23 protein-coding genes are annotated in these 24,834 nt (G+C 65.3%); 15 read left to right on the forward strand and 8 right to left on the reverse strand.

Going from position 1 to position 24,834, the window contains the following annotated elements:
- The first annotated feature begins 92 nt into the window (after window positions 1-92).
- The 8 genes from rsmB to ACEN9F_RS23335 all read left to right on the forward strand — a co-directional run bounded on the left by rsmB (window position 93) and on the right by ACEN9F_RS23335 (window position 8,170).
- Window positions 93-1,496 (forward strand): 16S rRNA (cytosine(967)-C(5))-methyltransferase RsmB, encoded by a 1,404-nt coding sequence (gene rsmB, locus ACEN9F_RS23300; protein ID WP_413423767.1) that lies wholly within the window; start codon window positions 93-95, stop codon window positions 1,494-1,496.
- Window positions 1,489-2,124 carry a DUF4390 domain-containing protein gene (locus ACEN9F_RS23305; RefSeq protein ID WP_413423769.1) on the forward strand — a complete coding sequence of 212 codons (636 nt, stop codon included), beginning with the start codon at window positions 1,489-1,491 and terminating at the stop codon, window positions 2,122-2,124. The genes rsmB and ACEN9F_RS23305 overlap by 8 nt, the downstream gene beginning before the upstream one ends.
- Window positions 2,125-4,431, forward strand: a complete 2,307-nt coding sequence (locus tag ACEN9F_RS23310) for an ATP-binding protein (protein WP_413423771.1) — start codon at window positions 2,125-2,127, stop codon at window positions 4,429-4,431.
- 52 nt (window positions 4,432-4,483) lie between these two features.
- Complete coding sequence (locus tag ACEN9F_RS23315) at window positions 4,484-5,197, forward strand: response regulator (protein WP_413423773.1); 714 nt, start codon at window positions 4,484-4,486, stop codon at window positions 5,195-5,197.
- Window positions 5,198-5,201: 4 nt separating this feature from the next.
- Window positions 5,202-5,624: a GTPase gene (locus ACEN9F_RS23320; protein ID WP_413423775.1), complete on the forward strand. Its 423-nt coding sequence runs from the start codon at window positions 5,202-5,204 to the stop codon at window positions 5,622-5,624.
- A gap of 112 nt (window positions 5,625-5,736) precedes the next feature.
- A complete protein-coding gene (locus ACEN9F_RS23325; RefSeq protein WP_166108452.1) occupies window positions 5,737-5,994 on the forward strand; it encodes a DUF3567 domain-containing protein in 258 nt (85 codons plus the stop codon).
- A gap of 39 nt (window positions 5,995-6,033) precedes the next feature.
- A complete protein-coding gene (locus tag ACEN9F_RS23330; protein WP_413423777.1) occupies window positions 6,034-6,807 on the forward strand; it encodes a class II glutamine amidotransferase in 774 nt (257 codons plus the stop codon).
- A gap of 82 nt (window positions 6,808-6,889) precedes the next feature.
- A complete protein-coding gene (locus ACEN9F_RS23335; protein WP_413423779.1) occupies window positions 6,890-8,170 on the forward strand; it encodes an EAL and HDOD domain-containing protein in 1,281 nt (426 codons plus the stop codon).
- Window positions 8,171-8,208: 38 nt separating this feature from the next.
- Here the strand turns inward: ACEN9F_RS23335 and ACEN9F_RS23340 are convergent, their stop codons facing one another.
- The 3 genes from ACEN9F_RS23340 to ACEN9F_RS23350 all read right to left on the reverse strand — a co-directional run bounded on the left by ACEN9F_RS23340 (window position 8,209) and on the right by ACEN9F_RS23350 (window position 13,318).
- Complete coding sequence (locus tag ACEN9F_RS23340) at window positions 8,209-8,586, reverse strand: SPW repeat protein (protein ID WP_413423781.1); 378 nt, start codon at window positions 8,584-8,586, stop codon at window positions 8,209-8,211.
- A gap of 78 nt (window positions 8,587-8,664) precedes the next feature.
- On the reverse strand, window positions 8,665-12,438 hold the full coding sequence (gene metH, locus ACEN9F_RS23345; protein ID WP_413427155.1) for a methionine synthase: 3,774 nt from the start codon (window positions 12,436-12,438) through the stop codon (window positions 8,665-8,667).
- Between the two features lie 259 nt (window positions 12,439-12,697).
- A complete protein-coding gene (locus ACEN9F_RS23350; protein ID WP_413423783.1) occupies window positions 12,698-13,318 on the reverse strand; it encodes a TetR/AcrR family transcriptional regulator C-terminal domain-containing protein in 621 nt (206 codons plus the stop codon).
- Window positions 13,319-13,460: 142 nt separating this feature from the next.
- On the opposite strand from ACEN9F_RS23350, the gene ACEN9F_RS23355 reads away from it, so the two are divergent.
- Window positions 13,461-14,123 carry a DUF3313 domain-containing protein gene (locus ACEN9F_RS23355; protein ID WP_413423785.1) on the forward strand — a complete coding sequence of 221 codons (663 nt, stop codon included), beginning with the start codon at window positions 13,461-13,463 and terminating at the stop codon, window positions 14,121-14,123.
- On the opposite strand, the gene ACEN9F_RS23360 is transcribed toward ACEN9F_RS23355, so the two are convergent.
- A complete protein-coding gene (locus ACEN9F_RS23360; protein WP_413427157.1) occupies window positions 14,111-16,123 on the reverse strand; it encodes a methyl-accepting chemotaxis protein in 2,013 nt (670 codons plus the stop codon). The genes ACEN9F_RS23355 and ACEN9F_RS23360 overlap by 13 nt on opposite strands.
- 142 nt (window positions 16,124-16,265) lie before the next feature.
- Between ACEN9F_RS23360 and ACEN9F_RS23365 the strand changes: the two genes are divergently transcribed.
- Both ACEN9F_RS23365 and ACEN9F_RS23370 read left to right on the forward strand, forming a co-directional pair.
- Window positions 16,266-16,715, forward strand: coding sequence for a hypothetical protein (locus ACEN9F_RS23365; RefSeq protein ID WP_413423787.1), 450 nt, complete (start codon window positions 16,266-16,268; stop codon window positions 16,713-16,715).
- The gene (locus tag ACEN9F_RS23370; RefSeq protein WP_413423789.1) at window positions 16,712-17,605 is read left to right on the forward strand and encodes a DUF2145 domain-containing protein; all 894 of its coding nucleotides are present in this window, start codon (window positions 16,712-16,714) and stop codon (window positions 17,603-17,605) included. The genes ACEN9F_RS23365 and ACEN9F_RS23370 overlap by 4 nt, the downstream gene beginning before the upstream one ends.
- On the opposite strand, the gene ACEN9F_RS23375 is transcribed toward ACEN9F_RS23370, so the two are convergent.
- Together ACEN9F_RS23375 and ACEN9F_RS23380 are read right to left on the reverse strand one after the other, a co-directional pair.
- Window positions 17,602-18,189, reverse strand: a complete 588-nt coding sequence (locus ACEN9F_RS23375) for a 2-hydroxychromene-2-carboxylate isomerase (RefSeq protein ID WP_413423791.1) — start codon at window positions 18,187-18,189, stop codon at window positions 17,602-17,604. The two genes, ACEN9F_RS23370 and ACEN9F_RS23375, sit on opposite strands and share 4 nt — an antisense overlap.
- The gene (locus tag ACEN9F_RS23380) at window positions 18,186-19,004 is read right to left on the reverse strand and encodes a CmcJ/NvfI family oxidoreductase (protein ID WP_413423793.1); all 819 of its coding nucleotides are present in this window, start codon (window positions 19,002-19,004) and stop codon (window positions 18,186-18,188) included. Before ACEN9F_RS23380 ends, ACEN9F_RS23375 begins: the two co-directional genes overlap by 4 nt.
- A gap of 106 nt (window positions 19,005-19,110) precedes the next feature.
- On the opposite strand from ACEN9F_RS23380, the gene ACEN9F_RS23385 reads away from it, so the two are divergent.
- A complete protein-coding gene (locus tag ACEN9F_RS23385) occupies window positions 19,111-20,064 on the forward strand; it encodes a LysR substrate-binding domain-containing protein (RefSeq protein WP_413423795.1) in 954 nt (317 codons plus the stop codon).
- Here ACEN9F_RS23385 and fmt read toward each other — a convergent pair.
- Window positions 20,027-20,983, reverse strand: a complete 957-nt coding sequence (fmt, locus tag ACEN9F_RS23390) for a methionyl-tRNA formyltransferase (RefSeq protein ID WP_413423797.1) — start codon at window positions 20,981-20,983, stop codon at window positions 20,027-20,029. The genes ACEN9F_RS23385 and fmt overlap by 38 nt on opposite strands.
- 150 nt (window positions 20,984-21,133) lie before the next feature.
- Window positions 21,134-21,676, reverse strand: a complete 543-nt coding sequence (gene def / locus ACEN9F_RS23395; protein WP_413423799.1) for a peptide deformylase — start codon at window positions 21,674-21,676, stop codon at window positions 21,134-21,136.
- Window positions 21,677-21,884: 208 nt separating this feature from the next.
- Here def and ACEN9F_RS23400 point away from each other — a divergent pair, with 208 nt between their 5' ends.
- The 3 genes from ACEN9F_RS23400 (at window position 21,885) to ACEN9F_RS23410 (ending at window position 24,659) form a co-directional block, all read left to right on the forward strand.
- Entirely contained in the window at window positions 21,885-22,991 is a 1,107-nt protein-coding gene (locus tag ACEN9F_RS23400; RefSeq protein ID WP_413423801.1) for a LysM peptidoglycan-binding domain-containing protein, read from the forward strand.
- 8 nt (window positions 22,992-22,999) lie between these two features.
- Entirely contained in the window at window positions 23,000-24,118 is a 1,119-nt protein-coding gene (dprA, locus tag ACEN9F_RS23405) for a DNA-processing protein DprA (protein WP_413423803.1), read from the forward strand.
- Between the two features lie 76 nt (window positions 24,119-24,194).
- Window positions 24,195-24,659 (forward strand): DUF494 family protein, encoded by a 465-nt coding sequence (locus ACEN9F_RS23410; RefSeq protein WP_413423805.1) that lies wholly within the window; start codon window positions 24,195-24,197, stop codon window positions 24,657-24,659.
- Window positions 24,660-24,834 lie beyond the last annotated feature (175 nt).

The following is a 24,834-nucleotide window of genomic DNA, read 5'->3' on the forward strand; positions in this document are numbered from 1 at the left end:
AAACAACCGTTACAAATGCCGTAATCGCTATGTCATAGGCGCTGCTGTATACTGCGCGATCACGGCAGCAGGCCCCACTCTGGAATTAGCATATGAACAAGCGTCCGACGCTCTCTTTGAAGTCACCCGCAAAGGCTGCAGCGCCCAAGCTGCGCGCCAGCCATGCGCGCGACCTGAAACCGGCGCTGCAAACCAGCTTCCAGACGGGCTTGAAGCCCGATTCCCTGGCGTTCAGCCTGATCGGCGCCGCCCACGCGGTGGCCCAGGTCCGCACCGGCACCAACCTGCCGCAGGCACTGGCCCAGGTCTGGGGCCGGCAGGAAACTTCGCCGCAGGCGCGCGGCGCCATGCAGGACATCGCCTACCGCGCCATGCGCCAGCTGGGCCAGAGCGAGGCGCTGGTGGCGCTGATGGCGCCCAAGGCGCCGGAACCGCTGGTGTCGGCCCTGCTGTCCTGCGCCATGGCGCTGATGACGGCGCCGGACGAGACCGCGCCGTATGAGGAATTCACCATCGTCGACCAGACCGTGACGGCGGCCGACGCCCATCCGGACACCGCCCGCGCCAAGGGCATGGTCAACGCCGTGCTGCGCCGCTTCCTGCGCGAACGCAAGGCGCTGCTGGAGGCGGCCCTGCTGCAGCCGGTGGCCAAGTGGAACTACCCGCAATGGTGGATCGACGCCGCCAAGACCGCCTGGCCGCAGGACTGGCAGGACGTGCTGGCGACCGGCAACACGGCGCCGCCGCTGACCTTGCGCATCAACGCCCGCAAGACCACGATGGAGCAGTACCTGGCCGCGCTGGAGGCGGCCGGCATGGCGGCGGCCCGGATCGGCCCCTACGCGGTGCGCCTGGCCAAGCCGGTCGGCGTGGCGCTGATCCCCGGCTTTGCCGACGGCCTGGTCTCGGTGCAGGACGCCGGCGCCCAGCTGGCCGCGCCGCTGCTCGATGTGCAAAACGGCATGCGCGTGCTGGACGCCTGCGCGGCGCCCGGCGGCAAGACTTGCCATATCCTGGAACTGGCCGACGCCAGCGTCACCGCGCTGGACGCCGACGCCAAGCGCCTGGCCCGCGTGGGCGAGAACCTGGAGCGGCTCCAGCTGCAGGCCACGCTGCGCGCCGCCGACGCCCAGAGCGCCGGCTGGTGGGACGGCAAACCGTTCGACCGCATCCTGGCCGACGTGCCGTGCACGGCGTCCGGCATCGTGCGCCGCCACCCGGATATCCGCTGGCTGCGCCGCAAGGGCGACACGCTCCAACTTGCAACACTTTCGGCCAAAATCCTCGACAATCTTTGGCAGATGCTGGCCCCGGGTGGTAAATTGCTATTCGTGACATGTTCCTTGTGGCCGCAGGAATCCGAGGCGCAGGCGGCCGCTTTTGCAGTACGCAACCAGGCTGTTCGACTGGATGCGCCCGGTCAATTGCTCCCCGCCGGCGGCTCCGGGCAGGATCACGATGGTTTGTTCTACGCGTTGTTCCAGAAAAATGCGTGACCGTTTTGCCTGTTTTACTTCTTCGGACCCCTTGAGCACCGGCCCACACGTGACACAACGATTTTTTCGACTCCTGATCGGGCAACTGCTGCTGATACTGGCCTTCGCAGCCGTGCTGCCGCAGGCCGCGCACGCCGCCGACGGCGTCGAAATCCGCCGCGCGCTGATCGAGGCGTCCGACGAGGGCTACCGCCTGTCGGCCACCTACGGCTTCGAGCTCAGCCACGAGATGGAAGACACGCTGCAATACGGCCGCTCGCTGTATTTCGCCACGGAAATCGAATTCACCCGCCCGCGCTGGTACTGGTTCGACGAGAAAGCCATCGTCGCGCGCCAGACCATCAGCCTGTCCTACAACGTGCTGACGCGCCAGTACAACGTCGCCGTCAGCGGCAGCGTGCACCAGAGTTTTTCGACGCTGGAGGATGCGCTGTTCCTGATACGGCGTCCCAACCGCTGGCTGGTGGCGGCGCGCGGCGCGCTCAAGGTCGGCGAAGTCTACAACGTCAAGCTGAGCATGGGGCTGGACCCGAACTACGTGCCCAAGCCGCTCAAGGTCAATGCCCTGAACAACAGTGAATGGCGCCTGGCGTCGGACAAGAAATCCTTCCAGTACAGGGCCGAGTAAGTGAACACGGCGTTACGGTATTTTTCCGTTGTTGGCGGCGCCATCGTCAGCATCCTGCTGTTCCTGCTGGCCTCCGCTTCCGACAATTCCGGCTTTTTCGACCGCTACTACGCCTGGCTGCTGGGCCTGAACGCCGCGGTGGCCGGCGCGCTGCTGCTGCTGGTGGCCGTGTCCCTGTTCCGCCTGTATTCCCGCTACAAGACCGGCAAGTTCGGCTCCAAGCTGATGACCCGGCTGGTGTTGCTGTTCGCCGCCATCGGCGTGCTGCCGGGGCTGGTGATCTTCCTGGTCTCGGTGCAGTTCGTTTCCCATTCGATTGAATCGTGGTTCAACGTGCCGGTCGAGGAGGCGCTGGAGTCCGGCATCAACCTCAGCCGCGCCGGCCTGGACCGCTCGCTGAGCGAACTCACGCTCACCGCCGGCCGCACCGTGCAGGACCTGGCCGACCGCCCCTACGGCACCGAGCGCGCCACGCTGGCCGCGCTGGTCAAGAGCGAGACCGGGATGCAGAGCGCCATCATCGTCGACGCCGAGGGCGGCCTGATCGTCAGCGCCCGCGCCAGCCGCAGCGGCAACCTCAGCGCCGCGCTGCCGACCCGCGAGATGATGGCCAAGGCCAAGAGCGACGACGCCTACGGCGCGCCGGAGGGCGGCGGCGAGCTGCGCAGCAACCTGATCGACGCCCCGGTGGCGCCGCAGGACAGCGTCAACGCCAACGCGCTGCGCCTGCGGGTGGTGATGGCCATCCCCGACCATGTGCAGCCCAACGGCACCCACCTGGCGCCGCGCTACCTGCAGCTGCTGCAGCTGGCGCCGGCGCAGCTGGCGGCCGACGGCGAAACCATCCGCAGCGCCTACGCCGACTACAAGGAGCGCTTCACGGCACGCGTCGGCCTGCGCAAGATGTACATCGTGACCCTGACCCTGACCCTGCTGCTGGCGGTGTTCGGCGCCATCGCCAGCGCCTTCCTGATCGCCAGCGACCTGGCCCAGCCGCTGCTGCTGCTGGCCGAGGGCACGCGCGCGGTGGCCGAGGGCGACCTGTCGCCGCGGCCCATCGTCGCCACCTCCGACGAGCTGGGCACGCTGACGCAATCGTTCAACATGATGACGCGCCAGCTGTCGGACGCCCGCAGCGCCGTCGAGCGCAACCGTTCCGCGCTGCAAAACGCCAAGGCCCACCTGGAATCGGTGCTGGCCAATATGTCGGCCGGCGTGATGGTGCTGGACCACGAATTCCACCTGATCAGCTGCAACGACTCGGTCGAGCGCATCCTGCAGCAGGCCGGCGTCACCATGATCGGCCAGAAGCTGGACGAGATCGACGGCTTGCAGGAATTCGGCGGCGCCATCGTGGCGGCGTTCGCGGCGCAGAGCGCGCAGTCGGCGGCCGGCCGCAACCTGCAGCGGCTGCACTGGCAGCGCCAGATCGAGGTGCCGCGCCGTTCGGCCAGCCTGGACGACAACGACCTGACCCTGCTGACGCGCGGCTCGCGCCTGCCGATCGAGAGCGGCAGCGGCTACCTGGTGGTGTTCGACGATATTTCCGACGTCATCTCGGCGCAGCGCTCGATCGCCTGGGGCGAGGTGGCGCGCCGCCTGGCGCACGAGATCAAGAACCCGCTGACGCCGATCCAGCTGTCGGCCGAGCGCCTGCAGATGAAGCTGGAGGGCAAGCTGGCGCCGGCCGATACCGAACTGCTCAACAAGGGCACGGCCACCATCGTCAACCAGGTGGCGGCGATGAAGCGCATGGTCGACGACTTCCGCGACTACGCCCGCACGCCGCCGGCGGTGCTGGAACCGCTGGACCTGAACGCGCTGGTGGAAGAGATCCTGCACCTGTACATCAGCGGCGAAGGCAACGACATCATTCACCCGCAACTGGCGCCCGGACTGCCGCTGGTGATGGGCGACGCCACCCAATTGCGCCAGGTCATCCACAACCTGCTGCAGAACGCGCAGGACGCGATGGCCGAGCAGCCGCAGGGCGCACCGCAGCCGCACATTGACGTGATCAGCGAAGCCATTCATTATCAGGGCGCGGATGGCACGACACGGACCGCGGTGCGGCTGGCGATCACCGACAACGGCCCCGGATTCGCGCCGAAGATCCTGGCGCGGGCGTTCGAACCGTATGTCACGTCGAAGGCGCGCGGCACCGGCCTGGGCCTGGCGATGGTGAAAAAAATTATCGATGAACATGGTGGACGGATCGATATCCAGAACCATGTCGATAGAAGTGGCGCGTCGGTATTGATTTTGCTGTTAAAGTTAGCACCGGCGTCGCAAAATACGTTTCAATGACTACAAAAATCATTGCCGACACGAAGCGGCGAAATGAGGAAGGCAAGGGAAGATGGCAAACATTCTGGTAGTTGACGATGAGATGGGCATTCGCGAGTTGCTCTCGGAAATCTTGAGCGATGAGGGACACGCAATACAACTGGCCGAAAACGCCCAGCAGGCGCGTGAAGCGCGCGCCGGCGGCGCGCCCGACCTGGTGTTGCTCGATATCTGGATGCCGGATACCGACGGCGTGACCTTGCTCAAGGAGTGGCAGCGCGACGGCCTGCTGACCATGCCGGTGATTATGATGTCGGGCCATGCGACTATCGATACGGCAGTCGAGGCCACCCGCATCGGCGCGCTGAATTTCCTGGAGAAGCCGATCGCGCTGCAAAAGCTGCTGAAGGCGGTCCAGCAGGGCCTGACCCGCGCGCAGGAAACCGTGCGCGCCCCGGCCCTGGCGCCGCGTCCGGTGGCGGCCAGCCAGCCGGAGGAAGCGCCGAACGCCGGCTTCAGCCAGCCCAATCCGTCGGCGCAGATCGCCGTGCGCGGCGGCGCCACCATCGCCGGCGCCGACAACCATATGTTCAACCTGTCGTTCGACCTGCCGCTGCGCGAGGCGCGCGACGCCTTCGAGCGCATGTATTTCGAGCACCACCTGGGCCGCGAAGGCGGCAGCATGACGCGCGTGGCGGAGAAAACCGGCCTGGAACGCACCCACCTGTACCGCAAGCTCAAGCAATTGGGCGTGGAGCCGGGCAAACTGGCAAAGAAGGGCGTCTGATCCCGTGACCGGCCCCCAGGCCGCCGGCGCCGCGCCGCCGGCGCGGGCGCCGGTGCCGACCTGGCTGGTCACCGGCCCGCGCGCCGGCGCGCGCGAAACCGCCATTGCCGGCCTCCTGCAAACGGGAGTGCCGAGCGTCATCATTCTGGAGGGCTTGTCGGACGGCGGTTCGGCGCTGGCCTTCGATCCCGCCGACGGTCCCGTCCCCTACGATCCCGTGCCGCAAGTGTTGCGTATTGCCCCAGGCTGTCTCCATTGCAGCGGCAATCTCGTTTTGCGAGTAACATTGAACCGTGTGCTGCGCCGTCCCCCGGCGCGGCTCTACATCAGTCTGGCTTCCGCCGAACACCTCGAACTGCTGCGTTGCTGGCTGTCCGAGGCGCCGTACGGCGAGTTGCTGGATTTGCAATCCGATATCGAGGCTTAGTTCTTCCGCCCGCTGATCGGGCCCGTAAGGGCTTGAAATCGTCCGCTTTCAGCCCCAACTCGGTGCTGAAGGTGAAACCGATGGTGTTTCGCCCCTTGTGAAAGGAAGCAACATGAACCTCATCTATAACAGCGAGCAATACAGTGTTGTCGAATTCGGCGCGGACCGCAGTCTGGATGCGCTGCGTTTCGGCGGCTATGAAATCGTCGACAAAGGCGGCAAGCGCGAGATCTTCATCGCCGGCATCCTGGCGCAGCATTTCCGCCGCGATGTCAACGAGCTGATCGCCGGCGAGCCGACCATGCAGGAAATCGATGAGTTTTTGGGCAGCTACGATGCGCTGATGAGCCATCCGGTGCTGTTGCATTAAAGGGGCACAGGCGGCGCATGGCGTGGTTATAATTACGCCATGTGCCAACTCCTAGGAATGAACTGCAATGTACCGACCGACATTGTGTTCAGCTTTACCGGCTTCGCCATGCGCGGCGGCCAAACCGACACCCACCATGACGGCTGGGGCATCGCCTTCTTCGAAGGTGCGGGCGTGCGTCACTTCGTCGATCACCAGGCCGCGATCGCCTCGCCGATCGCCGAGCTGATCAAGCGTTACCCGATCCAATCCACCAATGTCATCGCCCATATCCGCAAGGCCACGCAAGGCCAGGTGGCGCTGGAGAATTGCCATCCCTTCGTGCGCGAGCTGTGGGGGCAATATTGGGTGTTTGCCCACAATGGCGACCTGAAGGAATTCGCGCCGGTGCTGGACGGCGCCTACCGCCCGGTCGGCACCACCGACAGCGAACTGGCGTTCTGCTACATCTTGCAGCAGCTGCGCGCCCGCTTCGGCGACCGGCGCCCGCCGCTGGCCGAGCTGCGCTCCGTGCTCAGTTCCCTGGTGCATGAAATCGCCACCCATGGCACCTTCAACATGATGCTGTCGTCCGGCGGCGAGCTGTTTGCCCATTGCTCGACCAATTTGTTCTATCTGGTGCGCAAATATCCGTTCGACACCGCCAAGTTGTCCGACGAGGATGTCAGCGTGGATTTCTCGCAGGTAACAACGCCCAACGACCGCGTCGCCATCATCGTCACCCAGCCGCTGACCACCAACGAGCAGTGGACCGCCTTCCTGCCCGGCGAGCTGAAGCTGTTCATCGACGGCATTCCTCAAGCGGCAGATTGATATAAATTCCCGGAGACATCGCATCACATTGCTGTCAGAATAATAGTATGGCGAAATAGCTGCCTTCTGATTTGGACTAGCGATGATCGATCTCTCCCAACAAGACACCGGACCCCGCAGCTTGCGCGTGCGCGAGTTCTACCTGGGCCGCCAGCCCATCCTGGACCGCAACCAGGGCCTGTTCGGTTACGAGCTGCTGTTCCGCAACGCCCCGGTCGGGCCGGCCCACGTCACCAACGACTTGTCGGCGACGGCGGCGGTGATCGCCCACGCCTCGCAGCTGGGCATGGAAAAAACCATCGGCGACGCCCTGGGCTTCGTCAACGTCGATGCCGACGTCATCATGAGCGACATCTTCTCCTTCTTGCCGCGCGAGAAAGTGGTGCTGGAGATGATCAACAGCATGCAGGTCACGCCGCAGGTGCTGGAGCGCATCAAGGAACTGGTGGGCCACGGCTTCAGCTTCGCGCTGGACGATGTCAGCGGCGAGAGCGCCGTCGTGGCCGAGCTGTTGCCGCTGGTCGCGTACGTCAAGATGGATGTGCGCACCATCCCGCTGTCGACGCTGATGAAGCTGGCGCCGCGCTTCCGCCTGGACAAGAAAAAGCTGGTGGCGGAAAAGGTCGAGACGCGCGAGGAATTCAAGAACTGCCTGGACCTGGGCTTCGACTACTTCCAGGGCTATTACTTCTCCAAGCCGGTCATCATGAGCGGCAAGAAGCTGTCGCCGTCGCAGCTGGCGGTGATGGAGCTGATGACGCTGGTGACCTCCGACGCCGACAACAAGGAAATCGAACGCGCGATCAAGCGCGACGTGTCGCTGGCGCTGAACCTGCTGCGCCTGGTGAACACGCCGGCGGTGGGCGCGCGCCAGCGCATCGATTCGCTGAGCCAGGCGGTGACGATACTGGGCCGGCGCCAGTTGCAGCGCTGGCTGCAGATCATGCTGTACGCGGAACCGAGCAAGCGCGGCCACAGCATGACGCCGCTGCTGATGCTGGCCACCACGCGCGGCCGCCTGCTGGAACTGCTGGCCGGCAAGCTGCGTCCGAGCCAGCGCAATGTGGCCGATGTCGCCTTCACGGTCGGCATCATGTCGCTGATGGATACGCTGTTCGGCATTCCGATGTCGGAAATCCTGGCGCAGATCCCGGTCAGCGACGAGGTGGCGGACGCGCTGCAGCACCGGGCGGGCTTCTTCGGCGACCTGCTCAAGCTGGCCGAATGCATAGAGCGGCTGGAAGAGCTGGGCGACCACATCGTGCCGACGTTGCGCGACCTCGCCATGTCCACCGATGAGCTGGTGGAACTGGAGATGGCCGCGTTCGAGTGGAGCGACAACGTGGTGCGCTACGCGATTTAACTGGATGGCTTGAGTGCGCGCAGCGCACCACGCGCCGCTCAAGTGGCGTGACCGGCTCCCGGCCAGTGCTTGACCAGTTCCGGATCGGTGCGCATTTCCCACAGGGCCAGCACGGCCACCGCAATGCCGACGATCACCGAGTTCCACGTCAGCTCGGCGTTATCGGCCATCTTCAGCACCCACGGCGAGACCGCCACCCATATCCCGACCAGCAGGTTGAGCACCACGGCCCAGAAATAGGTCTTGTACAGGTCGAACGCCGCCAGCACCACCATCACCGCGCCGGAAATGAACGCGGTCCATGCCTGTATCGACGGGATCGGATATGCAAACACCCAGGGCGTGATAAAGAACCACAGGCCCAGTAGCAAGATCAGCTGGTCCTGCCAGCGCTTGACGGATGGATTAGTTGCCATATAGCCTCCCATAGTCATGCCGCCGATTGGCAGCGTTCCTACTTAGTCAGGCGACATGGCTAAAAGTTCAACCCGGGATCAGGACAAATTCGGCGCCAGCCAGCGTTCCAGTTCGGCCTTGTCGACCTGGCGGCGCGCGGCCATGTCGAGCAGCTGGTCTTCGCCGATCTTGCCGACCACGAAGTATTTCGACTCCGGGTGCGCGAAGTAGAAGCCGGACACGGCGGCGCCCGGATACATGGCGAACGATTCGGTCAGCTGCATGCCGATCTCCTCGGCCTGCAGGGTCTTGAACATGTCGCGCTTGACGGTGTGCTCCGGGCAGGCCGGATAGCCCGGCGCCGGGCGGATGCCGACATACTTCTCGGCGATCATGTCGCCGTTGCTCAGCGACTCGCCGCTGGCGTAGCCCCACAGGTCGGTCCGCACGCGCTCGTGCATGTATTCGGCAAACGCTTCGGCCAGGCGGTCGGCCAGCGACTTCAGCATGATCGACGAGTAGTCGTCGTGCGCGTCTTCAAAACGCTTCTCGTGCCTCTCGATGCCCAGGCCGGCGGTCACGGCGAACATGCCGATGTAATCCTTGACGCCGGATTGCTTCGAGGCGATGAAGTCCGACAGGCACTGGTTGGGCCGCTGCACGCCGTCCACCACCGGCTTGACGCCTTGCTGGCGCAGGCCGTAGTAGGTGAAGTCGACCGTGCTGCGCGTGTCGTCGGTGTAGATCTCGATATCGTCGTCGTTGACGCTGTTGGCCGGCAGCAGCGCAATGACGCCGTTGGCGGTCAGCCAGCGGCCGTCGATGATTTTCTTCAGCAGCGCCTGGCCTTCCTCGAACACCTTGGTGGCGGCCTCGCCGACCACCTCGTCGGTCAGGATGGCCGGGAACGGACCGGCCAGGTCCCAGGTCTGGAAGAACGGGCCCCAGTCGATATAGCGGGAGATGGTCGCCAGGTCGACGTTCTTGAATTCGCGGCGGCCGATGAACTTCGGCTTGAGCGGCGCGCCGGCGCCGTCGAACGGCACCAGCATCTTGTTGGCGCGCGCATCCTTGATCGACAGCATCGGCAGCGCCTTCTTGTTGGCGTGCTGCTCGCGGATGCGCACGTAGTCCTGCGCGATCTCGTCGATGTACTGCTCGCGGCTTTCCGGCGTCAGCAGCGATTGCGCCACCGACACCGAGCGCGACGCGTCCGGCACGTAGACCACCGGGCCTTCGTAGTTGTGGGCGATCTTGACGGCGGTGTGGGCGCGGCTGGTGGTGGCGCCGCCGATCAGCAGCGGGATCTTCAGCATGCGGAAGTGCTCGTCGCGCTGCATTTCCTTGGCGACGTGCGCCATTTCCTCCAGCGACGGCGTGATCAGGCCGGACAGGCCGATGATGTCGGCGTTCTCCAGCTTGGCGCGCGCCAGGATCTCGGAGCAGGGCACCATCACGCCCATGTTCACCACTTCGAAGTTATTGCATTGCAGGACCACCGAGACGATGTTCTTGCCGATGTCGTGGACGTCGCCCTTGACGGTGGCGATGACGATCTTGCCCTTCGGCTTGGCGACGATGCCGGTGCGCTTTTCCTCGGCCAGCTTTTCTTCCTCGATGTACGGGATCAGATGGGCCACGGCCTGCTTCATCACGCGCGCCGACTTGACCACCTGCGGCAGGAACATCTTGCCCTGGCCGAACAGGTCGCCGACGATGTTCATGCCGTCCATCAGCGGGCCTTCGATCACGTGGATCGGACGGCCCTTGGCGGCCAGCACCTGCTGGCGCATCTCTTCGGTGTCGTCGGTGATGAACTGGGTGATGCCGTGCACCAGCGCGTGCGCCAGGCGCTTCTCGACCGGGCCGTTGCGCCACTCGAGGTTTTGCGCGTCCTGCTTGCCGGCGCCGGCCTTGAGCGTGCCGGCGATGTCGATCATGCGCTCGGTAGCGTCGTCGCGGCGGTTCAGCACCACGTCCTCGACGCGCTCGCGCAGCTCGGCCGGCAGGTCGTCGTAGACGCCGACCATGCCGGCGTTGACGATGCCCATGGTCATGCCGGCCTTGATCGCGTGGTACAGGAACACGGTGTGGATCGCTTCGCGCGCCGGGTCGTTGCCGCGGAACGAGAACGAGACGTTGGAGACGCCGCCCGAGATCTTGGCGTGCGGCAGGTTGTCCTTGATCCAGCGGGTGGCGTTGATGAAGTCCACCGCGTAGTTGTTGTGCTCTTCGATGCCGGTGGCGATGGCGAAGATGTTCGGGTCGAAGATGATGTCTTCCGGCGGGAAGCCGACGGTTTGCGTCAGCAGCTTGTAGGCGCGTTCGCAGATTTCGATCTTGCGCTCGAAGGTGTCGGCCTGGCCTTTTTCATCGAAGGCCATGACGATCACGGCGGCGCCGTAGCTCAGGCACAGCCGGGCCTGGCGGATGAATTCCTCTTCGCCTTCCTTCATCGAGATGGAGTTGACGATGGACTTGCCCTGCACGCATTTCAGGCCGGCTTCGATCACCGACCACTTGGACGAGTCGATCATGATCGGCACGCGCGAGATGTCCGGTTCGGAGGCGATCAGGTTCAGGAAGCGCGTCATGGCCGCCTGCGAATCGAGCATCGCCTCGTCCATGTTGATGTCGATCACCTGGGCGCCGTTTTCCACCTGCTGGCGCGCCACGCTCAGCGCCTCGTCGTACTGCTCGTTGAGGATCATGCGCGCGAACGCCTTCGAGCCGGTGACGTTGGTGCGCTCGCCGACGTTGACGAACAGCGAGCTGTTGTCGATGGTGAACGGCTCCAGGCCCGACAGGCGCTGCGCCACCGGCACGTCCGGCACCTCGCGCGGCTTGGTGGTGGCCAGCATCGAGGCGATCGCCTCGATGTGGTCCGGCGTGGTGCCGCAGCAGCCGCCGGCGATGTTGATGAAGCCGGCGTCGGCGAATTCGCGCAGCAGCGCCGAGGTGTCGGCCGGCAGTTCGTCGAAGCCGGTGTCGCTCATCGGGTTGGGCAGGCCGGCGTTCGGGTAGATGCAGACATAGGTGTCGGCGATCTGCGACAGCTCCTCGGCATACGGGCGCATCAGCGCCGCGCCCAGTGCGCAGTTCAGGCCGATGGTCAGCGGCTTGGCGTGGCGCACCGAGTTCCAGAAGGCCGGCACGGTCTGGCCGGACAGGATGCGGCCCGAGGCGTCGGTGACGGTGCCGGAAATCATCAGCGGCAGGCGCGGCAGGCCCGGGTTCTCGGCGTAGAACTTGTCGATGGCGAACAGCGCGGCCTTGCAGTTCAGCGTGTCGAAGATGGTTTCCACCAGCAGCACGTCGACGCCGCCTTCGATCAGGCCCTTGGTCTGCTGGTGGTAGGCGTCGACCAGCTGGTCGAAGCTGATGTTGCGGGCGGCCGGGTCGTTGACGTCGGGCGAGATCGAGGCGGTCTTGGGTGTCGGGCCCAGCGCGCCGGCGACGAAGCGCGGCTTGTCGGCGCTGCTGTACTTGTCGCACGCGGCGCGCGCCAGCTTGGCCGCTTGCACGTTCATCTCATAGGCCAGGTGGGCCATGTGATAGTCGTCCTGGGCGATGGTGGTGGCGCCGAAGGTGTTGGTCTCGATCAGGTCGGCGCCGCCGGCCAGGTAGCGTTCATGGATCTCCTGGATCACCTGCGGCTGGGTCAGGGTCAGCAGCTCGTTGTTGCCCTTGACGAACAGCTCGCGCGCGCCGGAGCCGGCGGGGGCGGCGAAGTCGATGAAGCGGCCGTTCGGGCCGCCGCGGTACGCGGTCTCGTCCAGCTTGTACTGCTGGATGATGGTGCCCATCGCGCCGTCGAGTATCATGATGCGGCGCGCAAGGATCTCGCGCAGCTGGGCATCGGTCTTGGACATGACGGGAAGGGACACGTTGTTGTTCATTTGATACTTTCTGAGATCGTGGACGGCGCGCAAAACTGGTCGGCGGTCTAAAATTATACGGCATCCCCGAATATGCTTCAGCCGACCGCTGCATCGCAGCAACAATCTGCTGTGGCGCGCCGGACTTGTCAGCAAGAAGCCGCCGCCGATTTTCGTGGACATGCATCACGCGAGCTTAAGATACGAAGCCGATGCGCGCTGCCACTTTCCGCAATGTTTCAGCACATGTGGCTTACGGCCGCGGCGTGGTTCCGGCGAAGAACATCTCGGCCGCGCGGCCGACCATGCGCCGGATCTCCTCCGGCGACAGCGGCGGCGGATCGCGCTGGAACACGCGCGCATTCACTTCCGCCGTCACCAGCGCCAGGAATTGGGAGGCCGTCACCGCCGGATCGGCCTTGCGGATTTCGCCGCGCTGCATGGCGGCGGCCAGCACGGCGGCCAGCGTTGCCTCCGCCGCGCGCGGCCCGGCGTTGCGGAATAGCTCGCCGACTTCGGAGCGCCCCGATTCGGCCACCACCATGCGGTAGACCGACAGCGCGGTACGGTCGTTGGTCAACACATGCAGCATCCGTTCGCCGAAACGCAGCAACATCGTTTCCAGCTCGCCCCGGTTCATCGGGGCCGCCACCAATTCCCGCGTCGCCTCCGCCAGGTGAGAGGTCGCGTGCGCCTCCACCACCGCCATGAACAGCAATTCCTTGGACGGGAAGTAGCCGTACAGCGTGACCTTCGATCCGCCCCAGCGCTTCGCCACCTCGCTCATCGAGGCGCCTTCATAGCCGGTTTCCTGAAACAGCGCTGCCGCCGCCTCAACGATGGCCCGCCTGCGCGCCTCTGTCCTGACCTTCATTGCCACTCCATATCTGAACCCGATCGTACATTTTATGCCGAAATCCGCTTGACAGTGTTTGCCAACTCTTCAATACTGTACATATGTGTTCAGTTTTGAAAATCTCGAACGCATACTTTCCTCTCATCAGATAAGGCCAGTCATGCACTTTTCATTCAAATCGCAGTTTCCCATCCTGGTCGCGCTATGCGGCGCGATCGCCGGCTGCGCCAGCACCCAGCCGGTCGCCTACGGCGGGCTGGCATCGTCGCCCCAGTTGCGTCCCAACGTCGGCGACAGCAGCGGGCGCATGCCGTACAACTATTCAACGCAGGTCAATTTGCGGGACTATTCGAGCATCATCATCGACCCGGTGACCGTGTATAGCGGTCCGGACGGCCAGTTCGAGGAAGTCTCGGACGAAGAGAAGACCATGCTTGCGGCCTACATGCAAAGCGAGTTCGAGACGCGCCTGAGGGGCCGCTTCCGCATCAGCCGCGAGGCAGGCTGGAACACGCTGCGGCTGAAGCTGACGCTGACCGGCGCCAAGTCCAGCACGCGCTTCCTCAGCACGGCGTCGCGCTTCGACCTGGCGGGCGGCCCGTACAACATCGTGCAGAGCATCCGGGGCAAGGAGGGCGCGTTCACCGGCTCGGTCAGCTACGCGGTCGAATTGTATGACGCCAGCACCAACCTGCTGGTCAGCGCTTATGTGACCAAGCAATATCCGAGTCCGATGAATATCCCGGCCAGCCTGGGCAAGATGGATGCGTCCAAGGCCGGCATCCGCAATGGGGCGGATGCGTTGCTGGCTCAGTTCAATTGAAAGCGCGTGCCGCGCCGCTGCGCCTGCCGCACCGGCGCGGACAGGCGGGGGCTGCTGTCGCCGCCGCCGGCCTCCAGCTTGAACACGCTCATCGACGCCATCAGCGTCTGGGCCTGCTCCTGCAGGCTGGCCGACGCGGCCGCGGTCTGCTCCACCAGCGCGGCATTCTGCTGCGTCATGTCGTCCATCTGCGTGACGGCCTGATTGACCTGCTCGATGCCGGCGCCTTGCTCGGCAGAGGCGGTCGCGATCTCGGCCATGATGCCGGTGATGCGCTCGACGCTGGCCACCACTTCGTCGATCGCCTTGCCGGCCTGTTCGGCCAGCACGTTGCCGGCGTCCACTTTTTCCACGCTGGCGCCGATCAAGTCCTTGATTTCCTTGGCGGCGGCGGCCGAGCGCTGGGCCAGGTTGCGCACCTCGCTGGCCACCACGGCGAAACCGCGCCCCTGCTCGCCGGCGCGGGCCGCTTCCACCGCTGCATTCAGGGCCAGGATATTGGTCTGGAAGGCGATGCCGTCGATCACCGAGATGATGTCGACGATGCGGTGCGAGCTGGCGTTGATCTCTCCCATCGTCCGCACCACTTGCGCCACCACGTGGCCACCCTTGGTGGCCACGCTGGAGGCGCTGCCCACCAGCAGGTTGGCCTGGTGGGCGTTTTCCGCATTCTGCCTGACGGTGGATGTCAGCTGCTCCATGGACGAAGCGGTCTCCTCCAGGTTGGAGGCTTGCGATTCCAGTCGCGCCGAGACGTCGGCGTTGCCGCTGGCGATGTCGCGCGTGGCGGCGCCGATGTTGTCGATGCTGGTGCGCACGTCGCTGACGATGGTGCGCAGGCTGTCGTTCATTTCGCGCAGCGCGCGCAGCATCTGTCCCACCTCGTCCGGCGCGCCGACATCGAAGTCCGACACCAGGTCGCCGCGCGCCACGCTCTGCGCGACGCTGATGGCGTTTTGCAGCGGCACCGTGACCGAGCGCGAAATCATCCGCGCCACCCAGCCGGCCAGCGCGATCAGTCCCGCCATGCAGCCCAGCATGGCCCAGCGGGTGCGGTGGAAGGCGGCGATCTTCTCGGTCAGCATGGTTTGCAGCACCGCGTTGGCGGCGCTGTTGAGCTTGAATTGCAGGTCGATCGTCTGGGTGGCCAGCGCCACGTAGTCCGGCGCCGGATAGTCGGGCGTTTCCTTGCGGATGATTTGTTCGCCGGCCAGGCGGGTGAGCGCGGCGGCCGCCGCACTGGCTTCCTGCATCATCGGGCCCAGCGTGGTGGCGATGGCCGGATTGTGATGCACCGCCTTGTCGAACGCGGTGTGGGTTTGATCCAGCCTGTCGTTGACGCGGCCGATGGTGGACGACAGCGCGATGCGCTCTTCCGAGCTGGCGGCGTGGCGCGCCAGCAGGCCGGCGCCGAGCGCGCGTGTCCGGCCCAGTTCCTCGGTCAGGTAGGGCAACTGGTAGTACATCGACTGGATCAGTTGATAGCTGTCGCGGTCGGGGTCGAGGCTGAGACCGAAGTGGTCGCCGATCCTATCGTTCAGCTTGAGCAGTTGCGGCACCAGCGCGCTGTGGGCGGCAAAGCTTTGCGGCACGGTCAGGCTCTTGTTGCCGACGCCGGCGCGCAGGGTTTCCCAGTCGCGCCTGGCCTTGTCCCAGATCTGGTCGACGGCGGGATTGTGCATCGCCTTGACCAGCGCGTCGACCTTGACATAGGACTGGTCGGCCTCGGCCTGCTTGGCCTGGCGCTTGTCGTCGACTCCCGCCACCCCGCCCAGCACCAGGGCCGCGAGGCCGCGATGCTGCTGGGTGAACTGGACGGTCTTCATCACTTCCGCCACCTGCGGCAGGCCTTCCTGTTCGCTTTCATACGCGTCCAGGCCCTTGGCGGCCTCGCGCACATAGAAATAGGTGGGGATGCTGGCCAGGAGCAGGGCGATGCCGCTCAAGATCAGAAACTTGTGCGCCAGTCGCAACTGGCTGACAAACGAATAAGCAGGCATCATGAACTCCCTGAAGAGCAGCATCTGTGGCTTTATCATATGCCTGATTCGTTACAGTTGGAGAGAATTCTTTCTGGTCGTCACCTTTTTGTGGCGGAAAAAGATCGTATACTTATCGATTTGCATAGCTGAGGAAGTGTTGATGAATATCTCGTTACGTTTGATCGTCGCGGCCGGGGCGCTGGGTCTCGCCTTGCAAGCCCATGCCGAAAGCTTCGCCTCGTCGGCCTCCAGCGCCGGATCGGCGTCGAGCGGCAGCGTGTCCGATTCGCTGTCCGGCTCCAGCAACAGCTCGCACGGCGACCGCAAGGTGGCCGATGGCGAGTACCGCATCATCCAGATCGCCGCCACCCCGGACCGCGCGGGCCGCACCCGCGTGACCATGCAGGCCGACGATCCGCAACAGCGCATCGTGCTGGACCTGCCGCAAGCGACCTTCGACCAGCAGGGCCTCGCCGCCGGCGATGTGATGTATGCGCACAACCGCGTCTACGGCGTCGAGTTCGGCCGCGGCGACACGCGCCAGCCGTTCTACCTGGTGCTGGCCGACGAGTGGTACGGCGAACTGGCTTCGCGTCCGGTCGGCATTTGAAGATAGTCCGCGCGCTGGCCGCGTTGCTGCTGGCGTGCGCGGCCGGCGCGTCGTCCGGCGCCTCGCGGTTTTGCGACCGCGACCAGCCGCTGACCGCCGCCGAGCAGGACCGCCTGCTGCGCTTCGCCGCCGTGCTGCGCGAGGAACTGGCCGCCACCGGGGATGGCGTGGCGCTGGTCAGCCGCTCCGGGCTGGACCTGTCGCGCTTTGGCATACGCTATTCGCACGCCGCGCTGGCATGGCGCTCAGAAAGCGGGCTGTGGTCGGCGCGCCAGCTGTACTACGCTTGCGACGAACGGCGGCCGCGCATCTACGACCAGGGCCTGGCCGGTTTCGCGCTGGGCACCGACGATCCCAGGCTGGGCTACCTGAGCATCGTGCGCTTGCCGGCGCAGGCGGTGCTGACGCTGCGTCCCGCCTTGCTCGACAATCCGCGCGTGCTGCATCTGCTGGCCGCGCACTACAGCGCCAATGCCTATGCCTACGGCCTGCGCTACCAGAACTGCAATCAGTGGATCATGGAAATGATCGCCGCAGGGTGGGGCGACCTGCCCGATGGCGAGGACTTGCGCGAACGCGCACAAGCCTGGCTGCGCGATGCGCATTACGCGCCGCAGCCGGTGGACGTGAATTCGCGCCTGCTGATGCTGGCCTCGTATTTCGTGCCGCTGCTGCACCTGGACGATCATCCCGACGATGACCGCCGGACGATGAGACTGGAGATCAGCCTGCCGTCCACCGTCGAGACTTTTGTGCGCGAACGTTTCCCTGCCAGCGAGCGTGTCGAGCTGTGCCATGACGACCGGCGGATCGTGATTCATCGCGGCTGGGAACCGATCGCCGAAGGCTGCCAGCCCGGCGAGGGCGACCGCGTGGTGCCGCTGGACTAGCCCGGCCCGCGCCGCGCGTGCGCCAGCGCATCGTCCAGCCGGTCGTCACCCCAGAACATATCGCCGCCCACCAGGAAGGTCGGCGCGCCGAAGATGCGCAAGGCCTTGGCCTGTTCGGTGCGGGCGCGCAGCCTGGCCTTATTGTCGTCGCTGGCGGCGGCGCGCAGGATCGCTTGCGCGTCCTGGCCCAGCGTGGTCAGGATCTCCGCCATGCAATCGGCGCTGCCGATGTCGCGGTCATCGGCAAAGTTGGCCAGCATGACGCGCTCGCAGAAGTCCGGCATCCACGGCTGGTCTTCGCACAGCACGCCGATGCGCGCGGCCAGCAGCGAATTGCGCGGGAACGCGGACGGTTGCCGCCACGGCAGGCCGTACTTGACGCATTGGCGCGGCATGTCCTGCCACACATAGTCGCCCTTGTTCTTTTGCAGCACAAAGGGCGAGTTGTCCCAGCCGGCATCCTTGAAGATCGGCCCCAGCAGGAATGGCCGCCAGAGCACGCCATCGGGCGCCAGCCGGCGTATGCGCATGATGCTCAGGTAGCTGTAGTTGCTGGCGAAGTCGAACCAGAATTCAAGTGTCATTTTTCGTCTCCTTCATAGATGAGCAGGCAACGGATTTCTATGCTTTCCCGTGGCGGCGTGCCGGCCGGCGCTGCGGGGTGTTCAAAGGCGGCATGCGGCGTGCAGCCGGCCTGCGACGCCGAGTCGAACTGCTTGAAAACCAGCACTTCGTCGCGCGTCATCGCCGGAAAGTACGACCAGCGATGCGTGGGGCTGTGCATGACCTGGTAAATCTCGCCCTGGCGATCGGGATAAAAAATATCGCTCGCCACCAGGTCGGCGGGATCGACGCTGCGCGCATCGCATACCGCCAGCGGGGCATCGCGCACCGGATGGCGGATCGGGCGCCACAGGTTGACGATGCTGTAGCGCGCCACCCCGGCGGCGCGCCCGCCCAGCTCCAGCGCCAGCCGGCGCCGCGCCGATGTCGCAGTGAAATCGCAATGCACGCGTCCCGCCGCGCCGGGGCGGTGGCCCTCGATCCGGCCGAAGGCCTGTGGCGTTCCCGGCTGGCGCTTGCGCAGCAGATGGTCGAACACGAACGCCCGGCTGGCGCCCGAGATATCCAGCGCCAGTTCCGCCACCTCCGGATAATACCGCTGTATCACCTGTTCCTTGTCCAGGAAGTCGTCTACCGTGCTGGGCGCGTGGCGCAGCACATAGCCCTCGCGCTGGATCGAGAGCGCCGCGCCGCGCGCATCGCGGATCGCCACCGGCACGCGCTCGTAGGCCGCGTTCTGCCACGGCTGCCCGGCCGGCGGCGGATACATATAGGTGAAAGGACGCTCAGGCGTCGGGCGCAGGAACTCCAGTTCGGCGATGATTGAGTCTGTCACGGTATTCCTCCTTGAAAGCCTCATTGAATGCCATCCGGCGCCGCCGCTCAAACGATATCTTCGGCGATTTCGCATTCCATATGCGCATGCGTGCTACATTGGCGACATGCCCAATCGACTACTGGATTTGCCTCCGCTGGACCTGCTGCGCAGCTTTGTCGCAGCCGGCCGGCGCATGAGTATCACACTGGCGGCGCAGGATATATGCCTGACGCAGTCGGCGCTCAGCCGCCAGGTGCAGGCGCTGGAGGCGTCGCTCGGCTACCGCCTGCTGGTGCGCGGCCACCGTTCCATCGAGTTCACCGGCGAGGGGCGGCGGCTGTTCCGCAGCGCCGACGCGATGCTGGAACAGCTGGGCGACGTGGTGGCGAGCCTGCGTCCCGGCGACGCGCGGCAGCCGGTCACCATCAGCGCCAGCATCGGCGTGACCGCGCTGTGGCTGCTGCCGCGCCTGAACGCCTTCCAGCAGGCGGCGCCGCAGATCGATGTGCGGCTCGCGGCCAGCAACCGTTTTGTCGATCTGGAGCGGGAGCAGGTGGATTTGTCGCTGCGCTATTGCAGGCCGCAGGATGCGCCCGAAGGTGCGCTGCGCCTGTTCGGCGAGGCGCTGGTGCCGGTGGCGCATCCGGCGCTGGCGGTGGCGGCGATCGAGGATGCGGCGCAGTTGCGCCAGCATGTGCTGCTGGAGTTCGATGATGTGTCGCGGCCCTGGCTGCAATGGGCGGACTGGCTGAGTGGCGCCGGCGCCGGGCGCGTCAAGCCGAAGGGCATGCTGCGCTTTAATCAATACGACCAGGTGGTGCAGGCGGCGCTGGCAGGGCAGGGCGTGGCGCTGGGACGGCTGGAGCTGGTGCGGCCCTTGCTGGAACAGGGCAAGCTGGCGCCGGCCAGCGCGTTGCCGCCCGCCGCCAGCGACTACGGCTACTGGCTGATCCAGCGCCGCGACGGCGCCGGCGACGATGCGGCGGCGGTCGGCGCCTGGATCCGGGAGGAAGCGTCGCGCTGCGGCGGTCCGCTGAAGATCAGGCGAAAGCCAGGCCGTCGAGCGGGAAGCCCTTGATGAACTCGGTTGCGGGCAGGCGCTTGCCGCCCGGCTTTTGCAGTTCGGTCAGGCGCAGCGCGCCGCTGCCGCACGCCACCACGATGCCGTGTTGCGCATCGGCCGCCAGCACCTGGCCGGCCGGCGCCTTGCTGTCGGACTCCAGCACTTCGGCGCCCCACAGCTTGACGTTGACGCCGTTGACCGTGCCGTGCGCGCCGGGGAAGGGATTGAAGGCGCGGATCTTGCGGCCGATCTCGACGGCGGACTGGCTGAAATCCAGCGCCGCCTCTTCCTTGCTGATCTTGGCCGCGTAGTTGACGCCTTCTTCCGGCTGCGTCACCGCTTCCAGCTGGCCGTGCTGCATCTTGTTGAGCGCCTCGACGATCATCTTGCCGCCCAGCGCGGCCAGCTTGTCGTGCACCATGCCGGTGGTGTCGTGCTCGCCGATGGCGATGCGTTCGATCAGCAGCATCGGGCCGGTGTCCAGGCCTTCTTCCATTTCCATGATGGTGATGCCGGTCTCGGCGTCGCCCGCTTCGATCGCGCGGTGGATCGGCGCGGCGCCGCGCCAGCGCGGCAGCAGCGAGCCGTGGATGTTGAGGCAGGGTTTGATGTCGAGCGTGCTGCGCGGCAGGATCAGGCCGTAGGCGGCGACCACCATCACATCGTAAGGCGTCGACAGCAGGCGCGCGTGGGCTGCCAGCGCCTGCTCGGCGCGCAGCGGATCCTTGCTGTCGGTGCGCAGCGACAGCGGCTGCAGCACTTCGATGCCGTGCGTCACGGCGTATTGCTTGACGGCGGACGGCTGCAGATGCATGCCGCGACCGGCGGGACGGTCGGGCTGGGTCAGCACCAACGGGATTTCGAAGCCGGCCTCATGCAGGGACTGCAGGGCCACGGCGGCAAATTCCGGCGTGCCGGCGAAGATCACTTTCATGCTGTTTCCTTGTGACGGTCGCCGGCCGGCGCCGCTGGCCGGCGGATATTACGGGCGGGGTCAGTGCCGACATTCGGACACGAGCTGTGCCGTAGCAGCTGCTACGGCACAGCTCGTGTCCGAATGTCGGCACTGACCCCGCAAAGGGGGTTAGAAGCTGCGGCGTTGCGCGCGCAGCTGGGCTTCGCGTTCCAGGCCGCGCTCTTCCTTGACCAGCTTGGTCTTGATGCGGTTGCGCTTGAGCGGCGACAGGTATTCGACGAAGACCTTGCCCTTCAGGTGATCCATTTCGTGCTGGATGCAGACCGCCAGCAAGCCTTCGGCTTCCACTTCAAACGGCTGGCCCTTGACGTCGAAGGCGCGCACCTTGACCTTGGACGAGCGCTCGACGCCGTCGTAGATGCCCGGCACCGACAGGCAGCCTTCGTCGTAGATCTGCTTGTCGTCGCTGGCCCAGAGGATTTCCGGGTTGATATACGCGACCAGCGCGTTCTTTTCTTCGGTGATGTCGATCACCACGACCTGCTCGTGCACGTCGACCTGCGACGCGGCCAGGCCGATGCCCGGCGCTTCGTACATGGTTTCGGCCATGTCGGCGACCAGCTTTTCCAGGCGCTCGTCGAACGCGGCGACCGGCTTGGCCACTTTGTGCAGGCGTGGATCGGGGTAACGCAAAATATTTAAGATAGCCATGTGCTGTACTTCGTAACTGTGTTGATAACTAAGTGAATGCCTTGATAACTTGGCGCTTTTCGCCATCAAAAACGCAACAGCCGCGCAGCTGTCCGGAGCGCGGTTTCTCTTGCTAGTTCAAGGATTTATGGGCAGAATTTGATTCAATTTGGCAAGCCTTCTGTCTACTTGCTGTCGTGTGCCTGAGGCGCATCTACTGGATCTTCTAATGAAAAATTTTAGCACAGTCGGCACCCGCTTAGTATTAGCGGCGCTTTTTTCGGGCGCGACAGCAGCTTCGGCGGCCCCTCTGAAGTGCGAGTTCCGGGCCGATGCGCCAGACCAGCACCTGGTCGTCAAGGGCGACACGCTGTGGGATATCTCCGGTAAATTCCTCGACCTGCCATGGTGCTGGCCTACCGTCTGGGGCATGAACCGCGACGAGATCGCCAATCCGCACTGGATTTATCCGGGCCAGATCATCTGGTTCGACCGCGCCGCCGGCCGTTTGCGGCTGGGCAACCGGATCGACGCCAACAGCGGCGTCAACGACCCGTCCAACCTGCGCCTGCAGCCGCAGCTGCGCACCGAGGGCCTGGGCAAGGATGCCGTCACCTCGATCCCGGCCGGCGTCATCGAACCGTTCCTGACCCAGCCCCTGATCATCGAGGACGACGAACTGAAGGGCGCGCCGCGCGTGATCGCCACGCAGGAGGGCCGGGTGTTCCTCGGCAAGGATGACAAGGCCTATGTGCGCGGCGAGCTGAACGGTCACACCTCGTTCCAGGTGTTCCGCCCGGGTTCGCCGCTGAAAGACCCTGTCACCAAGAAAGTCATCGGCCACGAAGCCTTCTACCTGGGCACGCTGAAACTGCAGACCGAGGCCAAGCCCGGCTCCGGCAGCGACGTGCATACCTTTGTCGTCGCCACCGCCAAGGAAGAGATGGGCAAGGGCGACCAGCTGCGCGCCGTGCCGCCGACGCCGATGCAGAACTATGTGCCGCACCCGCCCGAGCACAAGGTCGATTCGCGCGTGGTGGCGATCTACGGCGGCGTTTCGCACGCCGGGCAGAACCAGATTGTCAGCATTAATCGCGGAAAGCTTGACGGACTCGATGTCGGTTCCGTGCTGCAGCTGTACCATGCGGGAAGAACTGTGAGCGATTCCACCGCCGACAAGGGTTGGCTGGGGATGCGCGAGCAGCAGGTCAAGCTGCCGGACGAGGAAGTGGGCAGCTTGTTTATCTTCCGCGTGTTTAAGCATATTTCCTACGGCTTGATCATGCAGGTGTCGGCGCCGGTGGAAGTGGGCGACGTCGCCAAGTCGCCGGAGTAAAACGCGCCGTGCAAGCCACGGATCCCCCACCCTCCCTGACAGCGGCCATGCTGGCCGGCTGGCTGCGCCTGGAGCTGACCGACGGCGTCGGCCTGCTGACGGCGCACAAGCTGCTGGCGCGTTTCCACACGCCGGAGGCGATCTTCAACGCCCCCCACAGCGAGTTGGCGGCGCTGGTCAAGCGGGACCAGGCCGATGCCCTGCTGCGTCCGCCACCCGCGTCGCTGGCGGCGCTGGCCGACGCCACGCTGGCCTGGCAGCAACAATCCGGCCACCACCTGCTGACGCTGGACCATCCCGACTATCCCGAATTGCTGCGCCAGCTGGCCGCGCCGCCGCTGCTGCTGTACCTGCAGGGCCGCACCGAGCTGCTGGCGCGGCGCGCGCTGGCCGTGGTGGGCGCGCGCAACGCCAGCGCGCAGGGCGTGCTGAACGCCGGGCGCATGGCGCAGGTGCTGTCCGAGGCGGGCTTGACCATCATTTCCGGGCTGGCGCTGGGCATCGACGCGGCGGCCCATGCGGGCGGCCTGAGCGGCGAAGGCGGCACGGTGGCGGTGATCGGCACCGGCGCCGACCGCATCTATCCCCGGCGCAATGAAATGCTGGCGCGCCGCATCGCCGAGGAGGGCTGCATCGTCAGCGAATACGCGCTGGGCACGCCGCCGCTGAAGGACAACTTTCCGCGCCGCAATCGCGTCATCAGCGGACTGGCGCACGGCGTGCTGGTGGTGGAGGCGGCGGCCAAGTCCGGCTCGCTGATCACGGCGCGCCTGGCGGCCGCGCAGGGGCGCGACGTGTACGCCATGCCGGGCTCGGTCCACGCGACGCTGTCCAAGGGCTGCCACCAGCTGATCCGCGAGGGCGCGCGGCTGGTGGAGACCGCCGCCGACGTGTTGCGCGACATGCGGATGCTGGCCGACGGCGAGGCCGGCGCCCGTCCGGCGCTGGACGACAGCTTCGTCGACCTGGTGCTGGAGGCCATCGGCGACGATATCGCCCAGGCCGAGCTGCTGGCGGTGCGCCTGGGGCAGTCCGCCGCCGAACTGCAGCGGCAGTTGCTGGCGCTGGAATTGGCCGGGCTGGTGGAGCGTTTGCCGGGCGGAATGTTTCAGCGCCTGCGCGCGTAGTCCGCCCCCGGCCCGCCTGGCCTACCGATGAGTGCGGCACTTGTATCCAATCTGTTTTAACTGATAGAGTAGAGCCATGTTCGACATCCTTGTTTATCTCTACGAGACTTATTACCGTCCCGATGCCTGTCCGGAACCGGCTGCATTGGCGAAGAAGCTATCGGCCGTCGGTTTTGACGACGTCGAGATCTCCGAGGCCCTGGTGTGGCTGACCGACCTGACGGCCATGGCCGGTGTTGAACATTCGCTGACGGCGGCCTCGACCGGCACCCGTTTCTACGTCGACGAAGAGCAGGACGTGCTCGGCGCCGCGGCGATCGGCTTCATCCAGTTCCTGGAATCGGCCAAGGTGTTGACGCCTTTGCAACGCGAAATCGTCATTGAACGCGCGCTGGCGCTGGACGAGGCGCCGGTGTCGCTGGGCAAGCTCAAGGTCATCGTGCTGATGTTGCTCTGGAGCCAAGGCAAGGAGCCGGACGCGCTGATGTTCGACGACCTGTTCGGTTCGGACGAGGACCAGGCGCCCCGCCTGCTGCACTGAAAACGTGCGGCGCAGCGTCTTTGCGTTGCCATCGAGAAACAAATTAAACAACATTCCCGCTCCGGGAGCTTCTGTTCGCTTGCAGTCTGGCCGGCAACGCGCTTATCATTGGCGCTTTGACAAGACTGTAAGACCCTCAGCCTTGTCATCCGCATCGCAAAAGTGCAGACTGCGG

The sequence above is a fragment of the Duganella sp. CT11-25 genome (assembly GCF_047302815.1).
Taxonomy (GTDB): domain Bacteria; phylum Pseudomonadota; class Gammaproteobacteria; order Burkholderiales; family Burkholderiaceae_D; genus Rugamonas.

Coding starts and splice junctions, on each gene's coding strand:
- ACEN9F_RS23350 (WP_413423783.1), bottom strand. CDS start 13,318: ATGAAGGTCAGGACAGAGGCGCGCAGGCGGGCCATCGTTGAGGCGGCG.
- ACEN9F_RS23305 (WP_413423769.1), top strand. CDS start 1,489: ATGCGTGACCGTTTTGCCTGTTTTACTTCTTCGGACCCCTTGAGCACC.
- rsmB (WP_413423767.1), top strand. CDS start 93: ATGAACAAGCGTCCGACGCTCTCTTTGAAGTCACCCGCAAAGGCTGCA.
- ACEN9F_RS23385 (WP_413423795.1), top strand. CDS start 19,111: ATGCCCAATCGACTACTGGATTTGCCTCCGCTGGACCTGCTGCGCAGC.
- fmt (WP_413423797.1), bottom strand. CDS start 20,983: ATGAAAGTGATCTTCGCCGGCACGCCGGAATTTGCCGCCGTGGCCCTG.
- ACEN9F_RS23365 (WP_413423787.1), top strand. CDS start 16,266: ATGAATATCTCGTTACGTTTGATCGTCGCGGCCGGGGCGCTGGGTCTC.
- def (WP_413423799.1), bottom strand. CDS start 21,676: ATGGCTATCTTAAATATTTTGCGTTACCCCGATCCACGCCTGCACAAA.
- ACEN9F_RS23315 (WP_413423773.1), top strand. CDS start 4,484: ATGGCAAACATTCTGGTAGTTGACGATGAGATGGGCATTCGCGAGTTG.
- ACEN9F_RS23355 (WP_413423785.1), top strand. CDS start 13,461: ATGCACTTTTCATTCAAATCGCAGTTTCCCATCCTGGTCGCGCTATGC.
- metH (WP_413427155.1), bottom strand. CDS start 12,438: ATGTCCAAGACCGATGCCCAGCTGCGCGAGATCCTTGCGCGCCGCATC.
- ACEN9F_RS23330 (WP_413423777.1), top strand. CDS start 6,034: ATGTGCCAACTCCTAGGAATGAACTGCAATGTACCGACCGACATTGTG.
- ACEN9F_RS23410 (WP_413423805.1), top strand. CDS start 24,195: ATGTTCGACATCCTTGTTTATCTCTACGAGACTTATTACCGTCCCGAT.
- ACEN9F_RS23375 (WP_413423791.1), bottom strand. CDS start 18,189: ATGACACTTGAATTCTGGTTCGACTTCGCCAGCAACTACAGCTACCTG.
- ACEN9F_RS23340 (WP_413423781.1), bottom strand. CDS start 8,586: ATGGCAACTAATCCATCCGTCAAGCGCTGGCAGGACCAGCTGATCTTG.
- ACEN9F_RS23400 (WP_413423801.1), top strand. CDS start 21,885: ATGAAAAATTTTAGCACAGTCGGCACCCGCTTAGTATTAGCGGCGCTT.
- ACEN9F_RS23325 (WP_166108452.1), top strand. CDS start 5,737: ATGAACCTCATCTATAACAGCGAGCAATACAGTGTTGTCGAATTCGGC.
- ACEN9F_RS23360 (WP_413427157.1), bottom strand. CDS start 16,123: ATGCCTGCTTATTCGTTTGTCAGCCAGTTGCGACTGGCGCACAAGTTT.
- ACEN9F_RS23335 (WP_413423779.1), top strand. CDS start 6,890: ATGATCGATCTCTCCCAACAAGACACCGGACCCCGCAGCTTGCGCGTG.